A 20,777-nucleotide genomic window follows, 5' to 3' on the forward strand; every position below is an offset into this window, starting at 1 on the left:
CGGTCGTCCGGGGCGCTCAGCCGGACGCGAGAAGTTTGGAGAAGAACGGGAAGCCGACCAGGATCACGAAGCCGAGCATGAGCAGGCTGGTCGGCACCCACATGGCGGTGGTGCGGGAGTTGGCCTCGGCGCGCGCGGCGGCGGACGCCTCGTGCCGCATCGAGGTGATCTTGGCGACCAGGACGTCATGCATCTTGGCGCCCTCGCTCCCGGCGATCTCGGCCGTGTGCGCCAGGTCGATCAGGTCGCGGACGCCGATCTCCTCGCCGAGTTGGGCGAGGGCCCGCCAGGGCTGTTGCTGGGCGTGACGGGCGCGCGTCAGGGCCTCGTGGACGCGCTGGAACGGCCATCCCTCGGTGATCTTCGCGGGGTTTTCCAGCGCGGCGTTCAACGCGGCTCCGGCCTCGCGTTCGAGGACGACGAGTTGAAGGTAGGACGTGAAGGCGTACCGAAAGTCGCGGCGGCGCTGGCGAGCCTGAGACCGCACGTTCCAGTCCGGGACCATCCACAGGATCGCGGCCAGGACGAGACCGGCAACGACCGGGAACGTCCACGACGGTGAGCCGCCAGCCAGCGCCACCAGGCCACTAAAAACGGACGGCACGACCAGCCCGGTGCCGAACAGGGTCAGCTTGTCGAACATGAACCGTTCGACCGGGCGTCCGAGCAACGCGAGATCAGTCCGAGGTAGGGCGAGTAGCCCGGCCGGACGCGCGACGCGATCGGCAAGCCACCGTCCTACGCTGTCGCGGACGTTCAGACGGTCGCCGGTCGGCTGGTGGATCGGCACGGGCTGGATGCGGGCCAAGGCGGCGTCCAGGCGCGGCGGCGCGGAGCGGAGTTCGCCGATGAGCACGATGAGGCCGACGGCGCCCAGGCACCCGGCGACAGCAGCGATCACGGTCACAGCTCGGCCCCCTGGTCGGCGGGCGTGCGACGGGCAGTGTGCAGGAACCGAGCCCCGGTCGACAGCACAGACAGGCGCCGCATCCACCAGAGTCCCGCCGTGTAGATCGTGGCGACCACGGCCATGACCGTCTGCCCGAGGGCGGTGCCGTAGGGCGCGGCGAACGTCTGCGACGATGCGAACAACGCGCTCAGGACGACGACGGACGCGACGATGACGATCAGTGTCGTACGCAGCCCTGCGCGTTCGGCCTCGACGTCCCGGCGGACGAGAACCTCGTGTTCCACGGCGTCGGCCAGTAGGCGCAACGCCTCCCGCGTCCCTGGACCACGACGGCGTGAGGCCAGCACCAGCGCGCACGCGATCAGATCCGCGATCGGGTCGTCCAGCTCCTCGGCGAACACCCGGAGTGCCTGCTCGGTGTTGGCGTGGTTGTTCAGCCGTTCCGAAAGGACGGTCACGGGTGCGCGGATCGCCTCGGGCGCGATGCGGGCGCTGTCGGCCAGGGCTTGTTCCAGGCCGCGGCTGGCGCCCATCATCTCGGCCAGTCGGCGAGACCATTGCGCCAGTGCCTCCAGTCGCGCGATGCGGCGCTGCGATGCCCGTCCCGACAGCATCGGCGGAACCGCGTACACACCGGCACCCATCGCGAGAGCAGCGACCGGCCAGCTGGACAGCAGGAACACGGCGAGGGCCGCCACGGCAGCGGCAAGCAACCGGTTACGGCGCCCAGGCCAAGCCGACGAGCGCAGAACCGTCTGCAACCGCGACGGCGGGCGCACTCGCCGTTCTGCGGGCTCGGGCACACGAAGACCAACCACGATCGCGAGAACGGCCCCGGCGGCGCACAGGCCGGCCAGGGCGGCGAGCACGCTCATCACAGCCAGCCCCCTGCGTCCGGACCGGGCTTGAGTATCTCTGGGTCGAGGCCCTGCGCCACCAGTTCGCCGAGCAGGGCGCCACTGATGTGCCCACCCGCCGGGGTGGCTCGTCCGTCAGGCGCTGGGGTGAAGACGAGGTTGCGGGTCGGTTCGACCGCGTCCGCCGGTGGCCCGATCTCCATCACCTGAGACACGAACCGTTTATTGCTCGCCTGGTCCCGCTCCAGGTAGACGATCACGGGTTCAGCGAGCCCGAACATCAGGTGCACGTCATCGGCTCCGAGGCCGAGATCGGCACGGCGACCGAGTTGGACAACACGGCTGAACACGTGTTCCGGCCGGTGGACGTGAAGGGTGCACATCGAGCCGCGCGCCCCGGAATACATCACCTCCAGCATCGGCGCCAGCTCCCCATGCCGCGCCTCCCCCACGATCACCCGGTCGGGATTCAGGCGCAGGCACGCCGGCACCAGGTCCTGCAAGCGGACCTCGCCCGCGCCCTCGGCGTTGGCCTGTCGGGCCTCCATGGCGACGACGTCGTGATGGCGGTGCGCCAGGCGCGGGTCATCCAGGAACAGCTCGAAGTCGCTCTCCAACGTGATGACCCGCTCCTCGGGCGGAATCTCGTTGGCCAGCGCGCGCACCAACGTTGTCTTGCCGGTGTTGACCTCCCCGCACACGATGACGTTGCGTCGGGCCCGGATCGCCGCTTTCAGGAATGCTTCCAGGGGCTCGGTCAGGGTGCCGATGTCGGTGAGCTGCCGCAGGGTTACATCGACCAGCCGGTGTACCCGGATCGCCAGATGCGGGCGCCTGGACACCCAGCCCACCACGGCCAGCCGGACGCCGTCGGACAGCGCGGCATCCAGCAGCGGCGAGGCGTGGGAGAACTCGCGGCCGGTGTTCCCGCGGCGCGCAAGTAGTTGAACCCACTCGATGAGGTCGTCATCGGTTTCGGCGACCGGTGGCCCTGGGCGCTTGGTGCCGTCGGTGTAGCTGATCCAGGTCTGTCGGCAGCCGTTGACGACGATGTTCTCGACGTCGGAACGGTCCAGGTAGGGCTGCAACGGGCCGAGCCCGAACCGGCGGTCGAAGACCAGCCGAGCGATGTCGCGCAGCGCCTCCGCCGACATCACCCGTCCGGACGTCAGCAGACCATGCGCCCACGCCTGGACCTGCGCGTCGATCAGCTGCCGTGCCCGTATCCGGTCGATGCCGTCGGTCAGGACGTCCACGAGCTGCGCGGACACCTCGCGGACCGCCGTCCACACATTCGCGTCGTCCGCCTCATCCGGCGAGGCTGTTGCAGCGGACGTGGGGCCGGCGTAGCGGACTCCCTGCGGCCTGGCGAACGTCCAGCCGGACGCGCTCACCGGTCGCCCCGAGCACCGGCACCGGCACCGGCACCGGCACCGGAGAGAACCGCGCCGCCTTCGCCTCCGATATCCGTCGACATTGACTCGGTGGTCGCGCGGAGGCGTCGACCGAGACATTTGAACGACCGCAGAAGCAGCGAGGTCCTGAAGGTCCTGCGGGGCCGAGCGCCGTCCGAGAGGACTTGGGCGTCGGTAGGTGAGCACGGCAGTTCAGCCAGCACCGGCGTCCCAAGGACGCGCTCGACCTCCGCCACGCTGTACGGCCCATCCACGAGCAGACACAGCCCGATCGTCGCGCGATCGCCCACCAGATCCTTGAGAGCGTCGAGTCGTGGACCGGCGACATCGACCTGCGTCAATGTCGGCTTCAACACCATGACCACGGTCTGCGCCGCCCGCAGCAAGTCATCAGGTGTGTCCCGGCCGCCGATGCGCCCGAGATCCGCGATCACATCGCCTGGCCGCGAGGCCAACACCTCGGCCAGTCGGCCCCACAACGGTTCCAGGCGCACGCCGTGTCGAGGGTCGCGGACACCATGCAGCACCTTCGCGGAGTCCGCGCCCGGGATGGGAACCACGTAGTCCTCCAGCGGAAGCCGGACGTTCGGACCGGACTCGGCGGCCATCGCCAAGCCGAGCAGCCCCGGGCCGGCCGACTCGCGGAGCCGGTCCGCCATGAAGCCCGGCAGTACACGGCGCCCCATCGGGTCGCACTCGGCCAGCAGCACCTCCCCAGGCCAAGTCATGGCCAGCCCCAACGCGGTAGTCGTGACGCCCGGCGATCCGCCCGGCGAGACCACGCAATGCAGAGCCACGGTCAACCCCGCCTTTCCGTCACCACGAGAACGACCATCCCGGCGGCCGCCTGCCGCGCCACCGCGCTGCTGTCGCCATCGGGCACGATCAAGGACACCGTCATCGCGCCCTCGGCGTCCGGTCCGTCCACCTCATCGACCACCGCGGCGACATCCCGCAGGGCGGTGGTCTGGGCGCGGCTCTGCGAAGCGCCGGCCACGGGCTCCTGTCCCTGATTGCCGAAGGTGAACACCACCCGGACACTCCAGCCGGGAGCCAGCCCGGGCGGCATCGCGCTCGCCTTCAACGGCACGGTGACCAGTGCCCGTCCCTCAGGAGGGCTCTGCTCCGCAGTCAGCTGCGATGCCGCCAGGAGCGTCCCCTTCCGCAGCCCCACGGCGGCCCGCTGCCCGACGACCTGCTCGAGTTGACGGCCCGGGATCACCGTCACGCCCGGCACCACCGGGACCCGAGCCCTGTCGAGATCGGCCTGGGTGATCTTGTGCCCGACCGCGACATCACGCGCCACCCTGACGACCGAGACCCGATCACCTGAGGAGCGGAACAGATACACGTTGGTCGCCACAGCCAGGACCAACAACAGCACCGCCGCCACGATCACCCCTGGACGGCGCTGCCGCGCCAGTCGCTTGGACGACGACGCACCCGCACCGCCCACGGTCTTGGCAGCGATCGGCCCCGGCAACACTCGGCCACTCGATTTCATACCTACCCTCATCCGTAAAGCGCCTGCGCCTCGGCCACCCGCAGCCGGAAAGTCGTGGACCGGCTCAACGGCGGCAGCGCACCACCGGACCCATCCGAACCGCGCCACGTCCCGCCCCACAGCACCGTCACCCGCACCCGATACGCCTGACCGGGCTCATGCAACGACGACCGCGCGAAGGTGTAGGAGCAATCGGTGCGCTGCGACGCGGCCGACCGTGTCTTGTCATAGGCCGTACCGGGCCCCGAGCAACGGACGACCGGCTCCCCAGGCCCTGGGGCGATCGTCATGCTCTGCGGACGAGCAGTCACCTCAACCCACACGTTCCGAGCCGACACGCGACCGCTCAACGGATGCCAGTTGGTCACCCAGAACCATTCCGGCAACCCCACCAGCCCGCCCCTCCGGCGCGGCGGCGCCGTCCGCACCACCGGAGCGGGAATCGGCATACTCGCCCACTTGGTCAACGCCAGTGCGGCCGGAGACACCTTGGACGCCTTGCCGCCCTCACCCGCTTCCGGGCAGACCACCTGCACGTATTCGCTCAGTGCCTGGCAATCACGCGGCCCCGGCTCCTGCGGAACGTCCGCCTGGTTCCCTCTCGGCGCAGCGGCAGACGTTCGCCCACCGCCTGCCGGCCGCCCGCCATCCTGGGCGCCGAAGTTGTAGCTGTACAAGTTCGCATCCGGCGGCAGCGGGTCCCGCGGAGGCGGCGCCGCAACGGAAGAGCAAACAAGAAGACCGACCCCGAGCATGGGCGCAACGACTTCCACCCGGTCAGCACCCTTCCCCGATCGTGATGGATTTCCTGACCCGCCACTGCCCATCAGACCCCTTCACCAACAGCGCCTTGGTGTTTCCCTCCCGAACCCCACGGTTGATCTTCTTACCTGTGATCGAGTGTAGAATTCCAGCGTTACTAGAGTCCTGACAGTCAAACACCGTGGCGCCACTCGCAGTCAGCTGAACACTCTTTATGCGAACAGCAACCTGGCCATAGGTCGCGATGTGCTGCTTCTTCATCTCTTCAATACGTCGCAGCACACGCGAAAGCTGGGGATCGACCATGACCGTAGCGAGGTCCCGCTTACGAAACTCGACGGGAAGAGAGTCCGCGCGGTCGAGCATCGCGACGAATTTTGTGTACGCCGACGCCACGGCGTGCTCTTCATCCGCGTTTGACAGTGAGGGCCGTGGCGTACCTGAATCCGTCAACGAGGGCAAAGCAACGGCCCTGGACTCTCCACCACAGCCTGAGGCCACCAAGACAGCACCCGCGATGCCAAGGCAGCAGAGCCGATTCACTACTCGCTGACAAGTACCAGACAAGTCTCCACCTTCATAGACTTGATCACACGGCCGGTCACGATGGACCTCCATGACCGCGACGCTATAACGACGTCGAGCGATCGTAGATGGAGACTGGGCACCTCGACTGCCAGTCACGGCACCCCGAAGGTAAATCTCTCCACAATGAGGCCCAGACGATTTACTCGCGAGTGAACAATAGGCACGATTTGGACATCAGGTCGTAGACCGAGGAGCTGCATGGAGAGGCGCCGGGAAGCGGTTTCCTCAAGGAGGGTGATCCGCAGAAAGGAGTGCACGCATGAAAATTCAGTAGAAGCCGACGCGTGACTGGTCAGCAGGTTGAGGTAGGGTGAGCCGGTTTCAGGCGGCGGAGGGCAGCCATGGCTGCCGGTTGGTGAAGCGGAGGAGGGCGTCCCGGAGGCCGATGCCGTGTTTCGCGGTGGTGGCGTCGGCTGGGTGAACCGAACCCATCCGATTAGTCGAGCTACACCGGGGCCGAACGGCGCGATCCCCGCTCTGGCCGAACTTGCTCAACGCCCCCAAACGCGGCCGCTACGCGAGACGACCTCGGACTGCTTGAGCAATACGGTCGGCAGCCTCCGCTGGATCCTCGTGCTCCCACACGCGGATGACGAGCCAGCCAGCGTCGGCGAGCCTTACGTCCGTGTCCTGATCCCTCGCACGGTTAGTCGAGATCTTGTCGTCCCAGAACTGGCCGTTCTTGCGCGCTGGTCGGTAGTGCTCCGGACACCCGTGCCAGTAGCAGCCATCAGAGAAGACAGCGACCCTAGCCCTGGTGAAGACCAGGTCGGCTCGTCGCCTTAGGCCCTTGACCGGAGCCGTATCCACCCGATATCGGAGCCCGAGTCTGTGAGCGGCCGACCGCAGCGCGAGTTCCGGCTTGGTGTCTCGACCGCGGTTGGCTCGCATGACCGTACGGACACTGGGTGAGCTCGCCCATGAGCCATCAGCCGTCTCGGCAGCAACGAGAAGTTCTTGCTCAAACGCCATTCGCCAGGCCGTCGCGAGGTTGCGTGCTCTCGTCGTCTCCGATACCTCACCAAGGTATTTCTCGGTCGTCTTACCGCCATCAGACCAGCGCAAATAGGCGCGGATCCGTCGGGTGTTGGGGAGGACCTTAAGCTCAACTGAGGCGCGGGCGGTACGGCCGCCGCCCAGTTCGACGAGGCGGCGACCACGCCCGCCGGCGGCACGATCCTGCTCGGCCGTCCGCGACGCTCGGCTAAGTCCGGGACGGCCCTTCCACGCACGCGCCGGTGGTGGCCTGTCCTTCCACCGGCCACGCCCATCGTCGGTCGATTCCGTCATGTGGGCTGTTCAGCTTCCTCTAGGACTGTGGCGACCGCCTCAGCGAACACCTTGCCGAGCAGCACCGGCACCGCATTACCGAGTTGTCGCATCTTCTCCCCGCGGGGACCGCACAGTTTCCAGTCGTCGGGGAAGGTCATGACACGAGCGGTCTCGCGTACCGTCATGTAACGGTGGCTGCCGTCATCCAGCATCATCACCGACTCCCCGCCGGGTACACCGTGGACCCCCGCCTTGACCGTCTTCGCGGGCCGGTCGAGTTCGTTGGGCGTGTGCCCGGGATATATTCGGGCGTCCGGCCAGCCGATGTGATCGGTGAAGCCCCCCAGGAAATACTCCTTGCGGTCGAGAAGCTCTACCGGCGGCAAGGGCTTCTGTCCATCGATTCCCTTGAGAGCGTCTCGGAACGTACGCCACGGCAGGAGCCGTTCTCCGTCAAGCGGTTCGGGTGTCTGTCGCGGGACCCGTGCCATCACTCTCTCTCGGACCCCCCCGGGGACTTCGGGGTGACGGTCCCAGTAGGCACCGCTGGCCATGTCCTCGTGCAGGCTCGCCTCGCAGTGACGGGGCCGTACGAGGTCTTGGAAGCGGTCCCAGTCGATCCCAAGGTCGCGCCGAAAGGCGATGAGGATGACTCGGTTCCTGATCTGCGGGACGCCATAGTCAGCCGCGTTGACAGGGAAGTGCCGCACGTCATAACGCTCGTGGGGCTCAACGGTCGCGGTCTCCAGCATGTGCCGAAGTACCTCGTCATGCTCACGCCAGGCGGCGCCGTCCCTCCGCTCCTCGAACGGAAGTGAAAGCTCGCGCTTGATGTACTCGAAGTACGGCGCGAACGAGGGCCGCAGGAGCCCTCGGACGTTCTCGCATACGACGGCCTTGGGCTCCATCTCCCGGATGGCCCGGAACATGTGAGGGAACCCGTTACGGTCGTCCTCGTCACCCCTGGCCACCCCCCCAAGACTGAAGGGCTGGCACGGCGGTCCACCGGCAAGGAGGTCAACCCTCCCCTTGAGGTAGTCGAAGTCCAACTTGCTGACGTCGCCCTCGACCAGTGGGGGGCGATCGCCCGGCCCGGGGATCGGCGGGACGTCGCCCTCAGCGTCGTAACGGTCCGCCCTGTTCTCCACGAGAGTCTCACAGGCGCGCTTGGCGTACTCGTTGAACAGCAGCGGCCGGAAGCCGGCGTACTCGACCCCCATGGCCAGCCCGCCACCGCCCGCGAAGAGTTCGACGCTGGTCCTGGAAGACGAGGTGGAACTTGACTGATCAGCCATGCGGAAAGCGTACCGCGGAGCGGTCGTCTCGTTGGGCAGCGCGCAAAGATTCCTTCGAACCCTTGGGTGACTCGGGTCAGCCCTGCCACCTCTTGATCGCCCACCACTCCGACAGGCCTGGACCTCCCAAACCTGCAATAATCGGGCCGAGACCACGCCGGAGCCGACGCCGGAAGCGGTGAGAGAAACTGCAGATCACGATCACCGGTCTGGCTGACCGCATGGCGACGGCGATCCGCCCCGAGCCAGGACGGGACCTCGCGTGAGCAACCAGTTCAGCAACCAGTTCAGGCTCAGCATCACCGAGGCGCTGAGCACGCAACTCTACGCCGCGCTTGACCGCCTGGAACCAGCGCCACTCACGCAGGAGAACCTCGACGCGCTCCCCGCGCAGGCCCAGAAACTCGGGTTGCCGAGCATGTCCGGCGTCTATCAGCTCTTTCGCCAGGAGCCCGGCAAGGAACGCGAACTCACCTATGTCGGGAAAGCCGATCAGCCGCTACACAAGCGCCTGGGAGACCATCTATTCAAGCTCTCAGGTAGGGTCGGCATCTCTCTCGACGAGATGTCATTCCGTTGCCTGTTCGTCGAAGAGGATCTATCCGCTGTCTCCCCTGAAAAGATGCTGATCAAGCGCCACCTCAGGACCGGAAGAATCGTGTGGAACAACCGGGGGTTCGGCATCAACGACCCCGGCCGAGAGCGAGACTCGACCAAAAATAGAGAGAATCACTTTGACCTGGAATATCCGATCGATCTCTCTCTCGGAGTCGCCGGCCTCACCCCGGGCCCCCAATCACTTCAGGCGGTACTCCAAGCCATCAAGGACGGACTTCCGTTCAACTTCCGGTTCCAACAGCGCTTTCCGCCGTTTCGCACCATGACCGTCACCGTCCCCGAAGAGGAGATGACCGCAGACCAGGCGTTCCGGTTCGTCTCGCAGCACATGCCCGAGGGGTGGCAGATCAGCGCACTGGTAGGCTGGGCGATTATGTACAAGGATAATCAAAGGACGTATCCCAGCGCCTTTCGCTACTACCGCACCGACGGCGTTGTCGAACAAGAGCCGGAAACACGTAAGCCAAATAAGAACGAACTGGAGGATGAGGTTGAAGGTGGCGATGACCAGCCCTTCTGACAGTTCATCTATATTCGAAGCGGGACCTGCAACTAATATCTCCTACTTGATGAACCGCAGGCGTCGATGGACGTACTGGATGTCAATGTTGCAGTGCTCGGCAATTTTCTTTTGGAAGGCACGCTCAGCTTCGGACACAATGAGGCCATCCTGAAGTGTCACGATGATGAGCGGGCGAGTCTGCATGCTGACCGCCTTGTTGATTCCCGCCCAGGTTAGATCACGGAAGGTATTCGGGCGTCCCCAGCAGACATACCTCTCGAGAGCGCCGCAACTGGCAAGGCAATGCATCGGCTTCTCGTTGACGCTACCTTCGCGGACTTCCCAGTCATCGCCGAGTGCGGTGCGGATCAGGTGCTCCGGACCGGGGAACTGGCTTCTGGCATAGGTCGCCATGGAGCCGAACCCCTCCTGGGCTCGGGCGTACTCCTTCATGGGGGTATCCTTGATCCAGGTACCCATGCGGTGCTCGTCGAAGAATCCGCGAAGCCTTCCGCCCACGCGTGGATCTTCGATCCACCGGCGGTACTGGAGCTTCTTGGCGCCAGCGGAGAGAAGCTCCCAATCGAGTTCCGCCGCTTGGCGGTAAAGTTCCGTGATGACCTCGGAACGGATTGCTTCGGGGAGTTCTGACACAATCACCAACCAAGGGTCGAAGGGTCCGGAAACTGCAGTCGGGCCTCATCATAGGCGGTCTCCAGATCAGCGGCGTCCTTGATCCACTCGCCCATAAGAGATCCAACCCGCTGGTCGGAAAACTCGATCCGAGACGAACCGACCTGGCCGAGCACTTCGAGATCATCCGCGTCTATTTCGCGCTGGATATTCAATACAGCTGCGATGCGCCGCAGATCGCTGACGAAATCCAGGACGATGACGCGTTCCTTACCTTCGCGCAGCCGCAGCCCTCGCCCGAGTTGCTGAACAAAGATCCGTCGACTGTGAGTGACGCGGGCGAAGCAGAGGATGTTGACATCCGGTACGTCCACCCCCTCGTTAAGGATGTCCACGGAGGTGAGGATCGGAACCGCCCCCGAACGGAATGCCAGCAGGCGTGATTGACGCTCCCGCTTGGGCAGTTCGGCGTGGACGGCCAGTGCGTCAGACCATCGTGAGTTCCTGCGAAGGAGGTCGGCCATGCGCTCGGCGTGCTCAACTGTCCGGCAGAAGATCAGGGCACGCGGGCGGGCGACCGAACCCCACACGGCCGCGAGTTCGTCGCGGATCGCCTCGTCGCGCTGAGGGAGGAAAAGCTTGGAGTTCAGCTCGCCCAGGCTGTACGAATGCCGGCTGGCTGATCGGACGACTTGCCAGTCGACGTTGTCGACATACAGCCGATAGTCAGCCTGGGCGAGGTATCCGTTCCGCATGCCTTCCTCAATGCCCAGAGCGTATGAAGGGGGCCCGAAGCGGTAGGTGATGTCGTACTCATCACCGCGCCATGGGGTGGCTGTCACCCCCAACTGACGCGCCTTGTCGAGAGTCTGGAGCAATTCGGAGTACTGGCCGTTCTCTCCGACATGGTGTGCTTCGTCAACGACGACCAGACCCGGCAGATACCCCCGCCGGGCTGCGTGCAGCGCGCTTCCGAGAGTGGCACAGGTGACGCCCTCAAGATCGTCCGGACGATCCTCGCCAGTGAGCATGCGGGTCTTCGTCGTCTTGGGCAGATGACGCCATAGCGCGCGTTCAAGCTGGTCGACGAGATCCTTAGTGTGCACAACGATGAGAATCTGATCTGCGGGGAATCTGGTTAGGTGGTTAGCAATCACCTCGCCGCTAACAACCGTCTTCCCCATACCGGTCGCCAGGATGAGCAGCGCCCGGTCTTTGTCGTTCAGGTCCGTGATGAGACGCGCTTTCGCGCGTTCCTGGTACGGGCGTAGGCGGACTTCGCCGAAGCGATCGCTGGCCTGCTCGAACGCGCGATGAAGGGTCCGGCCCGGCCAAAGTTGGATTCGCGGGGCCAGCAACGCAAGTTGCTCGGTGCGCTGGATCGCGTCGGCGCTGAGGCGGGTGTTGGTGACGACGGCGGCCCGGCTGGCACGGTATAGATCACGGGCCCGAGCCACCTCGTCGATGGCGCCGGCACCGACAGCGCCCCTCTTCTTCCATTTGCACTGGAGGACCCACTGGTGACCCTTGAATCGTGCGAGGAGGTCCCCACCGCCGTCGCCGGGTCCGTCGATGTTGTTGACGTCAGTGAATCCGATGTGCCAGAGCAGCCGTTCGATCTGTCGTGCGAACTGGTTGGGCCCAAGTTCAAGGAGGGAGGCGGGGTCGAGAAAGCCTGAGCCCATTGCTTTAGTCCTGATCGTTCAGGTCGTCCTCAACAAGGAGGCAGCTCAGTCGGACACGTTGGAGTTCTACGATGCCAAGCCGGGGATGATGCTCCTCCATGAGCGCGAGGTCACCGATGAATCCGACCAGGCGTGAAACCACCAGCGATCGTGAGCCATCGTCGGTCAAGCTGAGGTAGGCGCGTCGGAAGACCTTGCCGTCCAGGAAGGCCTCCGGCCGCCGCTCGATCAGGCGGACGAGGGCACTGGCGGGGAGGAACAAGGCGAAGTCACCCGACTCGATGACCGAGTCCCAGGTGACGTCTCCGCCCTCAATGACGAACCGCCTCTGCGCTGCGGTGCGCTCTGACTCCTGGAGCAGCTCCCAGTAGCCGCTGGGTGAGCCCTTGACCTCGCGCTGTATGGCCTCACGCATCCGTTCGAGCAGCCGGCTCGCACGATTCGCTAGCACGTCGGGGGTGATCTTATGATCGGTAGCGCGGCTCTTGATGTCGGCGAGAACAACCGAAAGTGGCTTCGGGTCTTGTCCCGCTGGGGCTCCGCGTACCCGCATGAACTCCGCCGTCTCGACCATCGCCAGGTCACGGAGTTCCATCCCATACTCGGTGAACAACGGATGCTTAATGGCGATGAAGATCTCCAAGCGTGGAGCGCGTACCATCTGCGTGAAGATCGGCACGATGTTGCCGGCTGGATCGGTGAGCGAGGGCTCCTTTACGGCCCACGTGACCAGTTCGACATGGCCAAGGTCCGTCGCCTCGTACCGGCCACCAAGGTCGACAACAGCGATGGCGCCTTCCCTGTAACGGGCCAGTCGCTGATCGAGGGTCTCAACCGGGCCCGGAGCTTGACCGACGGCTTTCATGCCAGGCGCCTCGGTGCCATTCTTGGACTGGTCCTCACCGTCGAGAGTTTCGGGCTCGTCGAAGTCCAGGCCCATCTCCTCGAAGACGTCATCCAGCTCAGTCTTGGGTTTGGGGGTCACTGGGTTGTCGTGGAGTTCAGCCGCCTGGTACCAGATGTCGTCGGTCTGGTAATGAGGATCCCCGTCACGGAAGAGCTGGGCCCATTCGAGCGCCAAATCGAAGAGCGCCTGCCGACCGTCGCCGGGCACGAGATAGTTCAGTCCCGGGTCCTCTCGCCGGTATCCGGTGTAAAGCTTGGCTAGCGGTGAGGTGTTCTCCGAGAGGCCGAGCCGTTTGGCGATCTTTTCACGCAGGGGGCTGTCGCCGCGCACCACGCGGATAACCGTCCGCCATTCCGGGTTATCGTATTCAAAAGCGTTTTTCTGGTAGTTGACCGGAACGTGGTCGCAGTGGATCTCGCCCACGAAACGACCACGGCCACGACGGGAATCGATCGGGTACTCAGGTTCCGGCGCGGCGAGCCCTTCCGGATCCTCCCAGAAGAAGAGGCGCTTATCGCGGATGAGGATTTTGCGCCCGTTGCGAAGGAAGTCGATTCCATAGTCGCTCTTGTGGAGATAGCGTTGTACGCCGATCCATCCCCAGATCCGCCGTTCGCGGGTCTCCAAGCGTGTATTCTTGCAATCCTCGCACTTTTCCGCCCAGTCCTTGTTCCACCACCCACAGTCCAAACAGGCCTTCATCTGAGGCAACGGCCGATTTATCTCTATGATCGCTGGGATCTTGGCCCCGCTTCGAGTCACTGACCGAGTCTCGTCCCAGACGCAAGGAAGTCGGGGCTGAACCTTCTTCCCATTGACGGTAATGACGAAGTCCCGCTCACGCAGCAGGTAGCTGTAGACATCGCCGAGTTCATCTCTGATCTTGGCTGCCTGTTTCGACAGCTTGTCCCATTGATCGTTCTTCAGGCTACTGATGACCACCTGAGTTCCATGCTCACGCGGATCATTCTTCGGCTCATACCGAACGGGCACATCGTAGTTCTTGCCACGGCCCAGTAGATCTAGGTCGAGGACAAGGATGGTCCACGATGGATCGCCGGCACGGGTGGTCTTGACCGTGGCGACCCTGCCCAGACGAGCGGTCGCCACGTTGAACCCCATGCCATACAGGCCAAGCGACCCGTAGCGCGAGTTCCCGGTCCAACCGGCACTCACAGCGTTCGCGAGCGTCGGCAGGTCCATACCACGGCCGTTGTCGGTCACCCAGACCTCGGCCGTTCTAGCGTCGCTGCTGCGCCCCGGCAGGGAGACACTTACTGTCGGCCGCTCGCCCTCTTGGCTGCCGTGGGCTAGGAAGTCATCGAAGGCGTTGTCGATCAACTCCGCGAGACACTGCCACTGGGAGAACTCGATGTCGCCCAGCACCGACAGGATGCGACCGTGCGGCTGAACGTTCACTACGCCCTCGGACACCGGTGAACTCCGATCATGCTGGGGCGGCGATGGGTCTCGCTTAGGCTATCGGTCAGCACTGACAGATGCTGGGCTTGGCACCAACTGGCCTAGTCTGTCAAGGTTCACGCAGCGCGATTCGTGGGTCGGACGTTTATGATACGCAGCCCAGAGTCGATGGCGGCTACCCCGGAAACGTGCAGTGGTGGACCTCGTGAGGGTTGGATCTGGCTGCTCCAGCGACGGTGTTCCACGCGGTCACGGGGTTGTGAACCGGGACGGGATTGTCCGCGAGCGCCGGTGGACCCGCTCGGGGCCAGTGTCATCGGGCACGCTTGACCAAAGTCCAGCACTTATTCTCGATAATTCAAGCAATAACCCTCCACCACTATCGCCACGTCGACCGACCGCATCAGACCGTGAACTGATCATTCATCTGACTTAGATTGGTCGGGATCGTCGACGACATGTTCCAGCTCGCCACATATCCGGCAAGATTGCGGCTCGAAACCAGCCTCGATCTCATGAGTCATAGGGCAAACGCCTCGAGCCAACTTGTCCAGCGCCTCCTGGGCGGATTCGCGTGAGGCCCAGTAACCGAGCCCGGGTATCTCGATGACCTCCGCTCCTGGGAAGGCTCGGCTTTCGGTCACAACAATCTCCGGAACGATGTCATCGGTGTTGAGCTTCAACATGCCTCCAAGGTCTTAAACTTGCCCGTCCAGCCTCGCATGGGCCAGTTGACAACCGACACCATTGACGGAGTCTCGGCAGCGGCGAACTCAGCGGAACACGAGGCGGGATGAGTTGTTGGCGGGCGCCGGTTGCGGACGCCCCTGTGCCGAAGTCCGCACCGGCGAGCGACAATCATGGCAGCCATTATGGATCCTTTCTACGACATCGCTCAATAGCGTACGTCCTGCTCGCACGTGCGCTGCATGCTAGCCGGTCTGTCACAGCAGGGCGGTCAGGGCAGCATCGCTGGGTGCTGCCAACAGCGAACGTGCGGTACTTGATTCGAACCGGCGCGGAAGGATTTATCCCGCGTCTTTGATGCCAGTTGGTACTCATACTAGGCGACTCCGATAGGGTTGGGCCCGTACACGGTCACGCCGCATACGGGCCCGAGGGGTTTGCTACGACGCCCAGTCGGGTAGCTATCCGACAGGGACCCGGTACACGTCGCCGATCGTGGTTGATGTCGGCATGTGCAATTGGTTGTGATCACCCCTCGGACACGACCAGTTACCCCACGGTAGCGATCCAGGTCCGGGTTGAAGTTGATTTCAACCTGGACCTCTTCGCGTTCGGGACAGTAGGTCATCTTCAGTCCCAGCTGCTCGTACAGCTTTTGCTTCTCCACCGGGTCGGCGTTCGGGATGGCCGCGCGTAGGTCGTCCACTCGTTGCACCACGGCGGCGATCTCTTCCCGGCTCAGGTGCGTGCGCTGTTGCTTGCGTGCTTCTCGCAGTCGCGCCTCGGCTGCGGCTTTTTGGGCTTCTGTCTCAGCGATCCATCGTGCGATGGTCGCGGAGTCCCCGCCGGCCTCCAGCGCGGCACGGTGTCGTTCGAGTTTGATGTGGCATTTCTTGATCTTGCTTCGTGCCTGTTCTGCCGCGGTGTCCGTGCACGTCGGGGACTGTGACCGGCTCATGGCGGTGATGGTTTCGCCGATCCGGTGGGGGGCCAGGACGAGGCTGAGCCAGTGATCGAGCTCAGGCAGCAGGTGATCCTCGCGGACGTAGACGTTGCGCGGGTGCTCGATCTTGTTGGCGAGGCCGTATTCCTCAGGGAAACGGCATCTGTAGTACGTGGCGGTCCCGTTGTGGTGGGCCTGCATCTTCCGCTCGCACAGACCACACCACATCGCGCCCTTCAGCGGATAGCAGCGCTTGCTGTGCCGCTGCCTGGGCTCATTCGGCCGGGGCGCTTCGGCGAACCGCTGCTGCGCCCGCTTGAAGGTCTGCAGGTCGATGATCGCCGGATGGACCATCTCCTCGGAGAACACCCACTGGTCCTCTGGGTTCCATCGCAGCCTGGTGGTGTGCCCGAGGGCGATGTCCTCGACGTCCAGCAGCACCTCGTCCTTGCGCTGCTTGTTCCAGACCTGGTACCCGGTGTACCGCGGATTCCTCAGGATGGCCCGTACGGCGCTCTTGGACCATGCGACACCGCACCGGTGCCGGTTACGTGCGGGATCGTGGCTCGACGGGCTGGGGATGCCGTCGCGTGTGAGTCCCTCGGCGATCGCGAAGCAGCCCCTCTTGCGGTGGTTGTCGATACCGAGGTACTCGGCGAAGATCCGCTGGACGACGGCTGCCGCGAACTCATCGATCGCGAGGCGCTTCAGCCGCTTTCCGTCGGCGGCCTTGGCCGGGTTGGGATGCGGACCGGCATCGATGAGCCGGTATCCGTAGGGAGGGCGGCCTCCCAGGTAGCGGCCCTCGGTCACGGTGATCGCGGCCATGGCTGACCGGACGCGGATCTTGATGCGGTTCCGCTCGCCCTTGGACAAGCCACCGAATACGCCCATGATCATGTCGTGGGCTTCGTTGGCGGGGTCGATGGGTCCGCCGACCTCGGGCACCCACAGCGGGACTTTGAAGTGCTCGAAGACCGGGAAGGTCAGGGAGTACTGGTTGCCGTAGAAGGCACGGTGAGGTTCCCCGATCACCACCGCGTCGAAGTTCCGCTGGAGGTCCTTGACTTCGTCGAGCAGCGCCACGGCGCGCGGACGGCGCATCCAGGGGATGGAACGAGATTTGTCGACGTCGAAGTACTCGGCGACGATCACCCCGCCCTTCGCCTCGATAAGGCTGCGGGCTCGGCGAAGCTGCCAGGCACGCGACGCCTCGGGATCCTGGTTGTCCTCGGTCGAGACACGCCCGTAGAAGGCGAACCGAAGGCGTGGCGGGGCCGCTGCGGCGCTGGCCTCTGGCGGTGGGGAAGTCCGGGTATCGTTGGCGCAGCCGGGTTGCGGCTGCGGGTTGGTGGACCTTTCGGTCACGACGCGTCCTCCTCGGTGCTGGAGCGCCGCGCGGTCCCGTAGGGCCCTTGCGCCAGGCTGGTCCGGCTATAGATCGCGAATCCGATCATTGGGCGTCTGGCTCCTTGCCTCAGGTCTTGAAGGGTTCTCAGCTGCTTTGAGCAGGATCCGCAGCAGCACCTTGGCCGCGCCGGGGGTGAGCCGTGGTGGCTCGTCCGGCGTGACCAGGCGCAACTTCCTGCCGGTCTCGGTCACCGTCGTCCCCTTGGGGAACCGGAGCCCGTCCGCTGCGTGCGCCCTGGGGTGGGGTCGCCGTTACCGAGACCGTTACGGTCCCGGTATCGACGCTTGCCTCGGCCGTGGAGGTCAAGCCTGGTCCCGAGGCTGGTGCAGGGCACCGTGACGGGCGGGGTGATGTACTGCCGCCGGCCCGGCGGAGTGGTCAGGTGCCAGGTGTCGCCGCACCGGTAGGCGCGCAGCCGGGTGCCGGGTGCGGCGATGCGGGCGGCGTGCCGGGCGGTGCGGCGGGTGGGGTAGCGGGCGCGTCCGCACCGCCCGCACAGGCCGAGCTGCAGGACAGCGAGCATCTCCACAACCCGGTTCCGTCCGGCTGGCTTCTCGTGGCTGTGCTTGGTCATCGGGTCGCCTCCGGCAGGTCGGTGGGCCTTTGGGCCGGCTGGAAGAGCAGGAGGTCTTCGTGGGCGATGGCGCAGGCGGGGATGCCTCGGTCCCGGGCGCGGCGAGTTTCCAGCATCTGGAAGAAGGAGGCTCGGTTGACCAGTGCGCCGTCGCGCAGTCCTGCGAGCAGCGCGGCGTGTCGTCCGGCGAGGGTGAGACCGTGGTGTTGGGCGGTGTCGATGACCTGACCGGGCAGGTCGACCAGTTCGCCCTTGATCCTGATCGGGCGGACGGTCACGGCGATCACCCCGCCAGGGCGCAGCAGGATGGCGCTGCCGGCGAGGATGTGGCCGAAGGCGTCCAGGAGTCCGGGCAGGGGCTGGTGGGCGAGGTTGCCGCGGTCGGTGGAGTAGCGGTGGTGGCGTTTGTCGATCTTTCCGCCGCCGTTGTCGCGTCCGGAGCGGATGTGCCCGTGGGTGTGCGACCCGTAGGGCGGTGAGGTGAGCACCAGTGCCGCTCTCCCGTGCAGGGCGCGGTAGAGGGTGGCGATGTTGCGGGCGTCCCCGCACACCAGCTGCGGTGTGCCGGTGGCGCCCTGGGCGTGGGCGTGCCGCAAGTTGCCCAGGGTGAGGTGCACGAAGTCGGGCTCGTACTCCACGCCGGCAGCGTCACGTCCCAGGTGGATGGCCTCGACCAGGGTGGTGCCGATCCCGCACATCGGGTCGACCACCAGGTCCCCCGGACGGGTGAACGCTTCGATGACGGTGGCAGCGATCGCGGGAAGCATCTTGCCGGGGTGCCGCATCGACTCGGGCGTGTAGCCTCCCTGGCGCTGCAGCCTCGACGGCCGCTGCCCGGTAGCCAGAACCGATGCCAAAGGCGACGCGGTGAAGGTGTCGTGGTTCATCGAGTGCCTCCAGCCCGCTGGTTCTGCGGCTTGCTGAACAAGGTGACGTCGGCATGGACGCTGACGGGCGGCAGCAGCGCACGGGATCGGATGTCGCGGAGTTGGGCGAGGTCAGAGGGGCCGGCCTGGACGACCAGGGCGTCTCCGTCGATGGGGACGCGCAGCGCGATGATGTGCTGGGCGTAGCGGAATCCCAAGCCTTGGGCGAGGCGGATGATACGCGGGGCCGGGTCGATGAGGCGTCCGGCCTGGTGGCGGGCAGTGGTAGTGATCGCCAGGACACCGCCCGGCCGCAGTGCCGTCCATGCGGAGGCCAGGAACAGGGCGAGTTGTTCGCTGGTGAGCGTCCACAGGTCCGCTCGGCACGCCGGGCAGTTGCGCTGTCCGGCTTGGCGGGCCGGGCGGCCACCGGTCTCATACGGCGGCGGCGCGGCGGTGACCAGGGCGACGTCGCCGAGGTGGTCGGCCAGGCCGCGAGCCATCTGATCCGGCCGCACGGGCCTCATCGCCACCCTGGTCAGTTGCTCTTCGGGCAGGGTGGCGCGCAGGCGGGCGCCGATGTGCTGGGCGAGCGGGAAGTGCGGGACCAGCGCGATACCACGCCGGTCGAGGCCGGCGGCGGCGACCAGGGTGGCCTCGCTGGTGGTGAAGCCCTCGACGACCAGATCATCCTGGCGGGTGCAGGTGCCGATCAGGTGCCGGGCCAGTTCCCGGCCTGCCGGCTGCCGGTGCCGCGGGCAGTTGTCCTTGGTGTCGCTGGGCCGGGACTGGCCGCAGCTGCGGTTCACAGCACCGGCAGTGTCGGCGGTGGCCGTGTCCGAGCACAGCCAGACGGTCAGCGGGACCATCCGGCGTGCGGTGACCGGGCCGGTCGCCGACTGGTCGGAGTTGGACGGTGTGTGGTTCATGCGCTGGGTGACCCAAGACGGCCACCCGATCCCCGTGCACCGATGAAGAACCACCGACCGGGCCCGTTTTCACCCCAAGTCGAGTCACGGTCCGATCAAGAACAGCAAGCCAGTTCGTTCACACCGGGGTGCGCCGGAGCGCTGGGCAGCGAGTCTGATTGGCGATCACCATCACTCTTGGTAGTCAAGTGAGGTGATCAACGACCCAGGCGCCGAAGCCCACGCGCGTGTACCACCGGAGCCCGACGAGCCATGGCGGGTCCGCCCACGTCACAGGAACCGTCGGCGTTCCCCCCGACGCCACTGGATGGCACCGTTGATCAGCACCGTGCTGGCATCCCTCGGCACCATCGCCATCCTCCAACCCGGCAACGCGTCAGGCCCATGGTCACCACGTCCCTCCCACACGGCAGGCACCGGGAAGGAAATGCACCGATCAAGCCCGTCACCGGACGCGCAGCCCCTCATCTCCAAGCGGCCGGAGTCTGCCCGCCGTACCCCCCATCGGCCTCGCCACGATGCCGAACCATCGGTATCTGCCCCAAAAGCACCCGCACAGACCAGCGCCGCCTCCAACGAGCAGCACCCTCCATCGCTGCGCTCGCCGAGCAGGAACAGTCAGGACCGCAGCGCGCCGCGCCGCCACCATTCACGAGCACACGAGCCACCACGCCCTCGTCGGGCGCCAGCCTGGGTCCGCGCCGAATGCAGCCGACGTTTCCCTCACGACGCGACCCGCCGGACCGCGTGCATCACCGCCGTACGCAACTACCTCTCCAGGTGACCACCGGGGACCCAATCCGATGCTGGACTGAGCACCCTCTCATGCCGATGAGCGAATAAGTTTTGTGAAGCAACTCGTGGTGCGGAGTGCCGGGATGACCGACGTACCGTCTGGCCTGATCTCGCTGGACCGCAGTGCCCTCCTGTCCTGTCACGGCCCGGTGGCACGTTGTCAGGACTCGGCTTGTTGGATACGCGCACAGCGAAGCGATAC

Annotated in this window: 19 protein-coding genes; 1 reads left to right on the forward strand and 18 read right to left on the reverse strand. The window is 65.5% G+C overall.

Annotated features, from left to right (window positions below; translation table 11 throughout):
- Nucleotides 1-16: 16 nt before the first annotated feature.
- From ABZ806_RS33250 to ABZ806_RS33290, 9 genes are all read right to left on the reverse strand, one after another.
- Nucleotides 17-907, reverse strand: a complete 891-nt coding sequence (locus tag ABZ806_RS33250; RefSeq protein WP_500221413.1) for a type II secretion system F family protein — start codon at nucleotides 905-907, stop codon at nucleotides 17-19.
- Nucleotides 904-1,785, reverse strand: coding sequence for a type II secretion system F family protein (locus ABZ806_RS33255; RefSeq protein ID WP_500221414.1), 882 nt, complete (start codon nucleotides 1,783-1,785; stop codon nucleotides 904-906). The genes ABZ806_RS33250 and ABZ806_RS33255 overlap by 4 nt, the downstream gene beginning before the upstream one ends.
- Nucleotides 1,785-3,161 carry a TadA family conjugal transfer-associated ATPase gene (locus tag ABZ806_RS33260; protein WP_500221415.1) on the reverse strand — a complete coding sequence of 459 codons (1,377 nt, stop codon included), beginning with the start codon at nucleotides 3,159-3,161 and terminating at the stop codon, nucleotides 1,785-1,787. The genes ABZ806_RS33255 and ABZ806_RS33260 overlap by 1 nt, the downstream gene beginning before the upstream one ends.
- Nucleotides 3,158-3,892: a hypothetical protein gene (locus tag ABZ806_RS33265; RefSeq protein WP_500221416.1), complete on the reverse strand. Its 735-nt coding sequence runs from the start codon at nucleotides 3,890-3,892 to the stop codon at nucleotides 3,158-3,160. The genes ABZ806_RS33260 and ABZ806_RS33265 overlap by 4 nt, the downstream gene beginning before the upstream one ends.
- Before the next feature lie 89 nt (nucleotides 3,893-3,981).
- Complete coding sequence (locus ABZ806_RS33270; protein WP_500221417.1) at nucleotides 3,982-4,686, reverse strand: SAF domain-containing protein; 705 nt, start codon at nucleotides 4,684-4,686, stop codon at nucleotides 3,982-3,984.
- 8 nt (nucleotides 4,687-4,694) lie between these two features.
- Complete coding sequence (locus tag ABZ806_RS33275; protein WP_500221418.1) at nucleotides 4,695-5,363, reverse strand: hypothetical protein; 669 nt, start codon at nucleotides 5,361-5,363, stop codon at nucleotides 4,695-4,697.
- A 100-nt stretch (nucleotides 5,364-5,463) separates the two neighbouring features.
- The gene (locus ABZ806_RS33280) at nucleotides 5,464-5,844 is read right to left on the reverse strand and encodes a hypothetical protein (protein WP_500221419.1); all 381 of its coding nucleotides are present in this window, start codon (nucleotides 5,842-5,844) and stop codon (nucleotides 5,464-5,466) included.
- A gap of 705 nt (nucleotides 5,845-6,549) precedes the next feature.
- A complete protein-coding gene (locus ABZ806_RS33285) occupies nucleotides 6,550-7,326 on the reverse strand; it encodes a very short patch repair endonuclease (protein ID WP_500221420.1) in 777 nt (258 codons plus the stop codon).
- Entirely contained in the window at nucleotides 7,323-8,603 is a 1,281-nt protein-coding gene (locus ABZ806_RS33290; protein WP_500221421.1) for a DNA cytosine methyltransferase, read from the reverse strand. The genes ABZ806_RS33285 and ABZ806_RS33290 overlap by 4 nt, the downstream gene beginning before the upstream one ends.
- 262 nt (nucleotides 8,604-8,865) lie before the next feature.
- Between ABZ806_RS33290 and ABZ806_RS33295 the strand changes: the two genes are divergently transcribed.
- Entirely contained in the window at nucleotides 8,866-9,741 is an 876-nt protein-coding gene (locus ABZ806_RS33295; protein ID WP_500221422.1) for a GIY-YIG nuclease family protein, read from the forward strand.
- Nucleotides 9,742-9,783: 42 nt separating this feature from the next.
- Here the strand turns inward: ABZ806_RS33295 and ABZ806_RS33300 are convergent, their stop codons facing one another.
- The 9 genes from ABZ806_RS33300 to ABZ806_RS33340 all read right to left on the reverse strand — a co-directional run bounded on the left by ABZ806_RS33300 (nucleotide 9,784) and on the right by ABZ806_RS33340 (nucleotide 19,780).
- Nucleotides 9,784-10,383, reverse strand: a complete 600-nt coding sequence (locus tag ABZ806_RS33300; RefSeq protein ID WP_500221423.1) for a hypothetical protein — start codon at nucleotides 10,381-10,383, stop codon at nucleotides 9,784-9,786.
- Nucleotides 10,380-12,041 carry a DEAD/DEAH box helicase family protein gene (locus ABZ806_RS33305; protein ID WP_500221424.1) on the reverse strand — a complete coding sequence of 554 codons (1,662 nt, stop codon included), beginning with the start codon at nucleotides 12,039-12,041 and terminating at the stop codon, nucleotides 10,380-10,382. The genes ABZ806_RS33300 and ABZ806_RS33305 overlap by 4 nt, the downstream gene beginning before the upstream one ends.
- A gap of 4 nt (nucleotides 12,042-12,045) precedes the next feature.
- On the reverse strand, nucleotides 12,046-14,382 hold the full coding sequence (locus ABZ806_RS33310; protein WP_500221425.1) for an ATP-binding protein: 2,337 nt from the start codon (nucleotides 14,380-14,382) through the stop codon (nucleotides 12,046-12,048).
- 407 nt (nucleotides 14,383-14,789) lie between these two features.
- Nucleotides 14,790-15,056 carry a hypothetical protein gene (locus ABZ806_RS33315; protein ID WP_500221426.1) on the reverse strand — a complete coding sequence of 89 codons (267 nt, stop codon included), beginning with the start codon at nucleotides 15,054-15,056 and terminating at the stop codon, nucleotides 14,790-14,792.
- 377 nt (nucleotides 15,057-15,433) lie between these two features.
- Complete coding sequence (locus tag ABZ806_RS33320; RefSeq protein ID WP_500221427.1) at nucleotides 15,434-17,368, reverse strand: recombinase family protein; 1,935 nt, start codon at nucleotides 17,366-17,368, stop codon at nucleotides 15,434-15,436.
- Nucleotides 17,369-17,434: 66 nt separating this feature from the next.
- On the reverse strand, nucleotides 17,435-17,602 hold the full coding sequence (locus tag ABZ806_RS33325; protein ID WP_500221428.1) for a hypothetical protein: 168 nt from the start codon (nucleotides 17,600-17,602) through the stop codon (nucleotides 17,435-17,437).
- Nucleotides 17,599-17,985, reverse strand: coding sequence for a hypothetical protein (locus ABZ806_RS33330; protein ID WP_500221429.1), 387 nt, complete (start codon nucleotides 17,983-17,985; stop codon nucleotides 17,599-17,601). Before ABZ806_RS33330 ends, ABZ806_RS33325 begins: the two co-directional genes overlap by 4 nt.
- Nucleotides 17,982-18,872 carry a TRM11 family SAM-dependent methyltransferase gene (locus ABZ806_RS33335; RefSeq protein WP_500221430.1) on the reverse strand — a complete coding sequence of 297 codons (891 nt, stop codon included), beginning with the start codon at nucleotides 18,870-18,872 and terminating at the stop codon, nucleotides 17,982-17,984. The genes ABZ806_RS33330 and ABZ806_RS33335 overlap by 4 nt, the downstream gene beginning before the upstream one ends.
- Nucleotides 18,869-19,780, reverse strand: coding sequence for a hypothetical protein (locus tag ABZ806_RS33340; protein WP_500221431.1), 912 nt, complete (start codon nucleotides 19,778-19,780; stop codon nucleotides 18,869-18,871). The genes ABZ806_RS33335 and ABZ806_RS33340 overlap by 4 nt, the downstream gene beginning before the upstream one ends.
- Nucleotides 19,781-20,777 lie beyond the last annotated feature (997 nt).

This window comes from Spirillospora sp. NPDC047418 (assembly GCF_040643275.1).
Lineage (GTDB): Bacteria > Actinomycetota > Actinomycetes > Streptosporangiales > Streptosporangiaceae > Spirillospora.

Excerpts from the sequence above, each read along its gene's own strand:
- ABZ806_RS33335 (WP_500221430.1), bottom strand. The coding sequence starts at position 18,872 with ATGAACCACGACACCTTCACCGCGTCGCCTTTGGCATCGGTTCTGGCT.
- ABZ806_RS33305 (WP_500221424.1), bottom strand. The coding sequence starts at position 12,041 with ATGGGCTCAGGCTTTCTCGACCCCGCCTCCCTCCTTGAACTTGGGCCC.
- ABZ806_RS33290 (WP_500221421.1), bottom strand. The coding sequence starts at position 8,603 with ATGGCTGATCAGTCAAGTTCCACCTCGTCTTCCAGGACCAGCGTCGAA.
- ABZ806_RS33340 (WP_500221431.1), bottom strand. The coding sequence starts at position 19,780 with ATGAACCACACACCGTCCAACTCCGACCAGTCGGCGACCGGCCCGGTC.
- ABZ806_RS33255 (WP_500221414.1), bottom strand. The coding sequence starts at position 1,785 with ATGAGCGTGCTCGCCGCCCTGGCCGGCCTGTGCGCCGCCGGGGCCGTT.
- ABZ806_RS33330 (WP_500221429.1), bottom strand. The coding sequence starts at position 17,985 with ATGACCAAGCACAGCCACGAGAAGCCAGCCGGACGGAACCGGGTTGTG.
- ABZ806_RS33270 (WP_500221417.1), bottom strand. The coding sequence starts at position 4,686 with ATGAAATCGAGTGGCCGAGTGTTGCCGGGGCCGATCGCTGCCAAGACC.
- ABZ806_RS33315 (WP_500221426.1), bottom strand. The coding sequence starts at position 15,056 with ATGTTGAAGCTCAACACCGATGACATCGTTCCGGAGATTGTTGTGACC.
- ABZ806_RS33285 (WP_500221420.1), bottom strand. The coding sequence starts at position 7,326 with ATGACGGAATCGACCGACGATGGGCGTGGCCGGTGGAAGGACAGGCCA.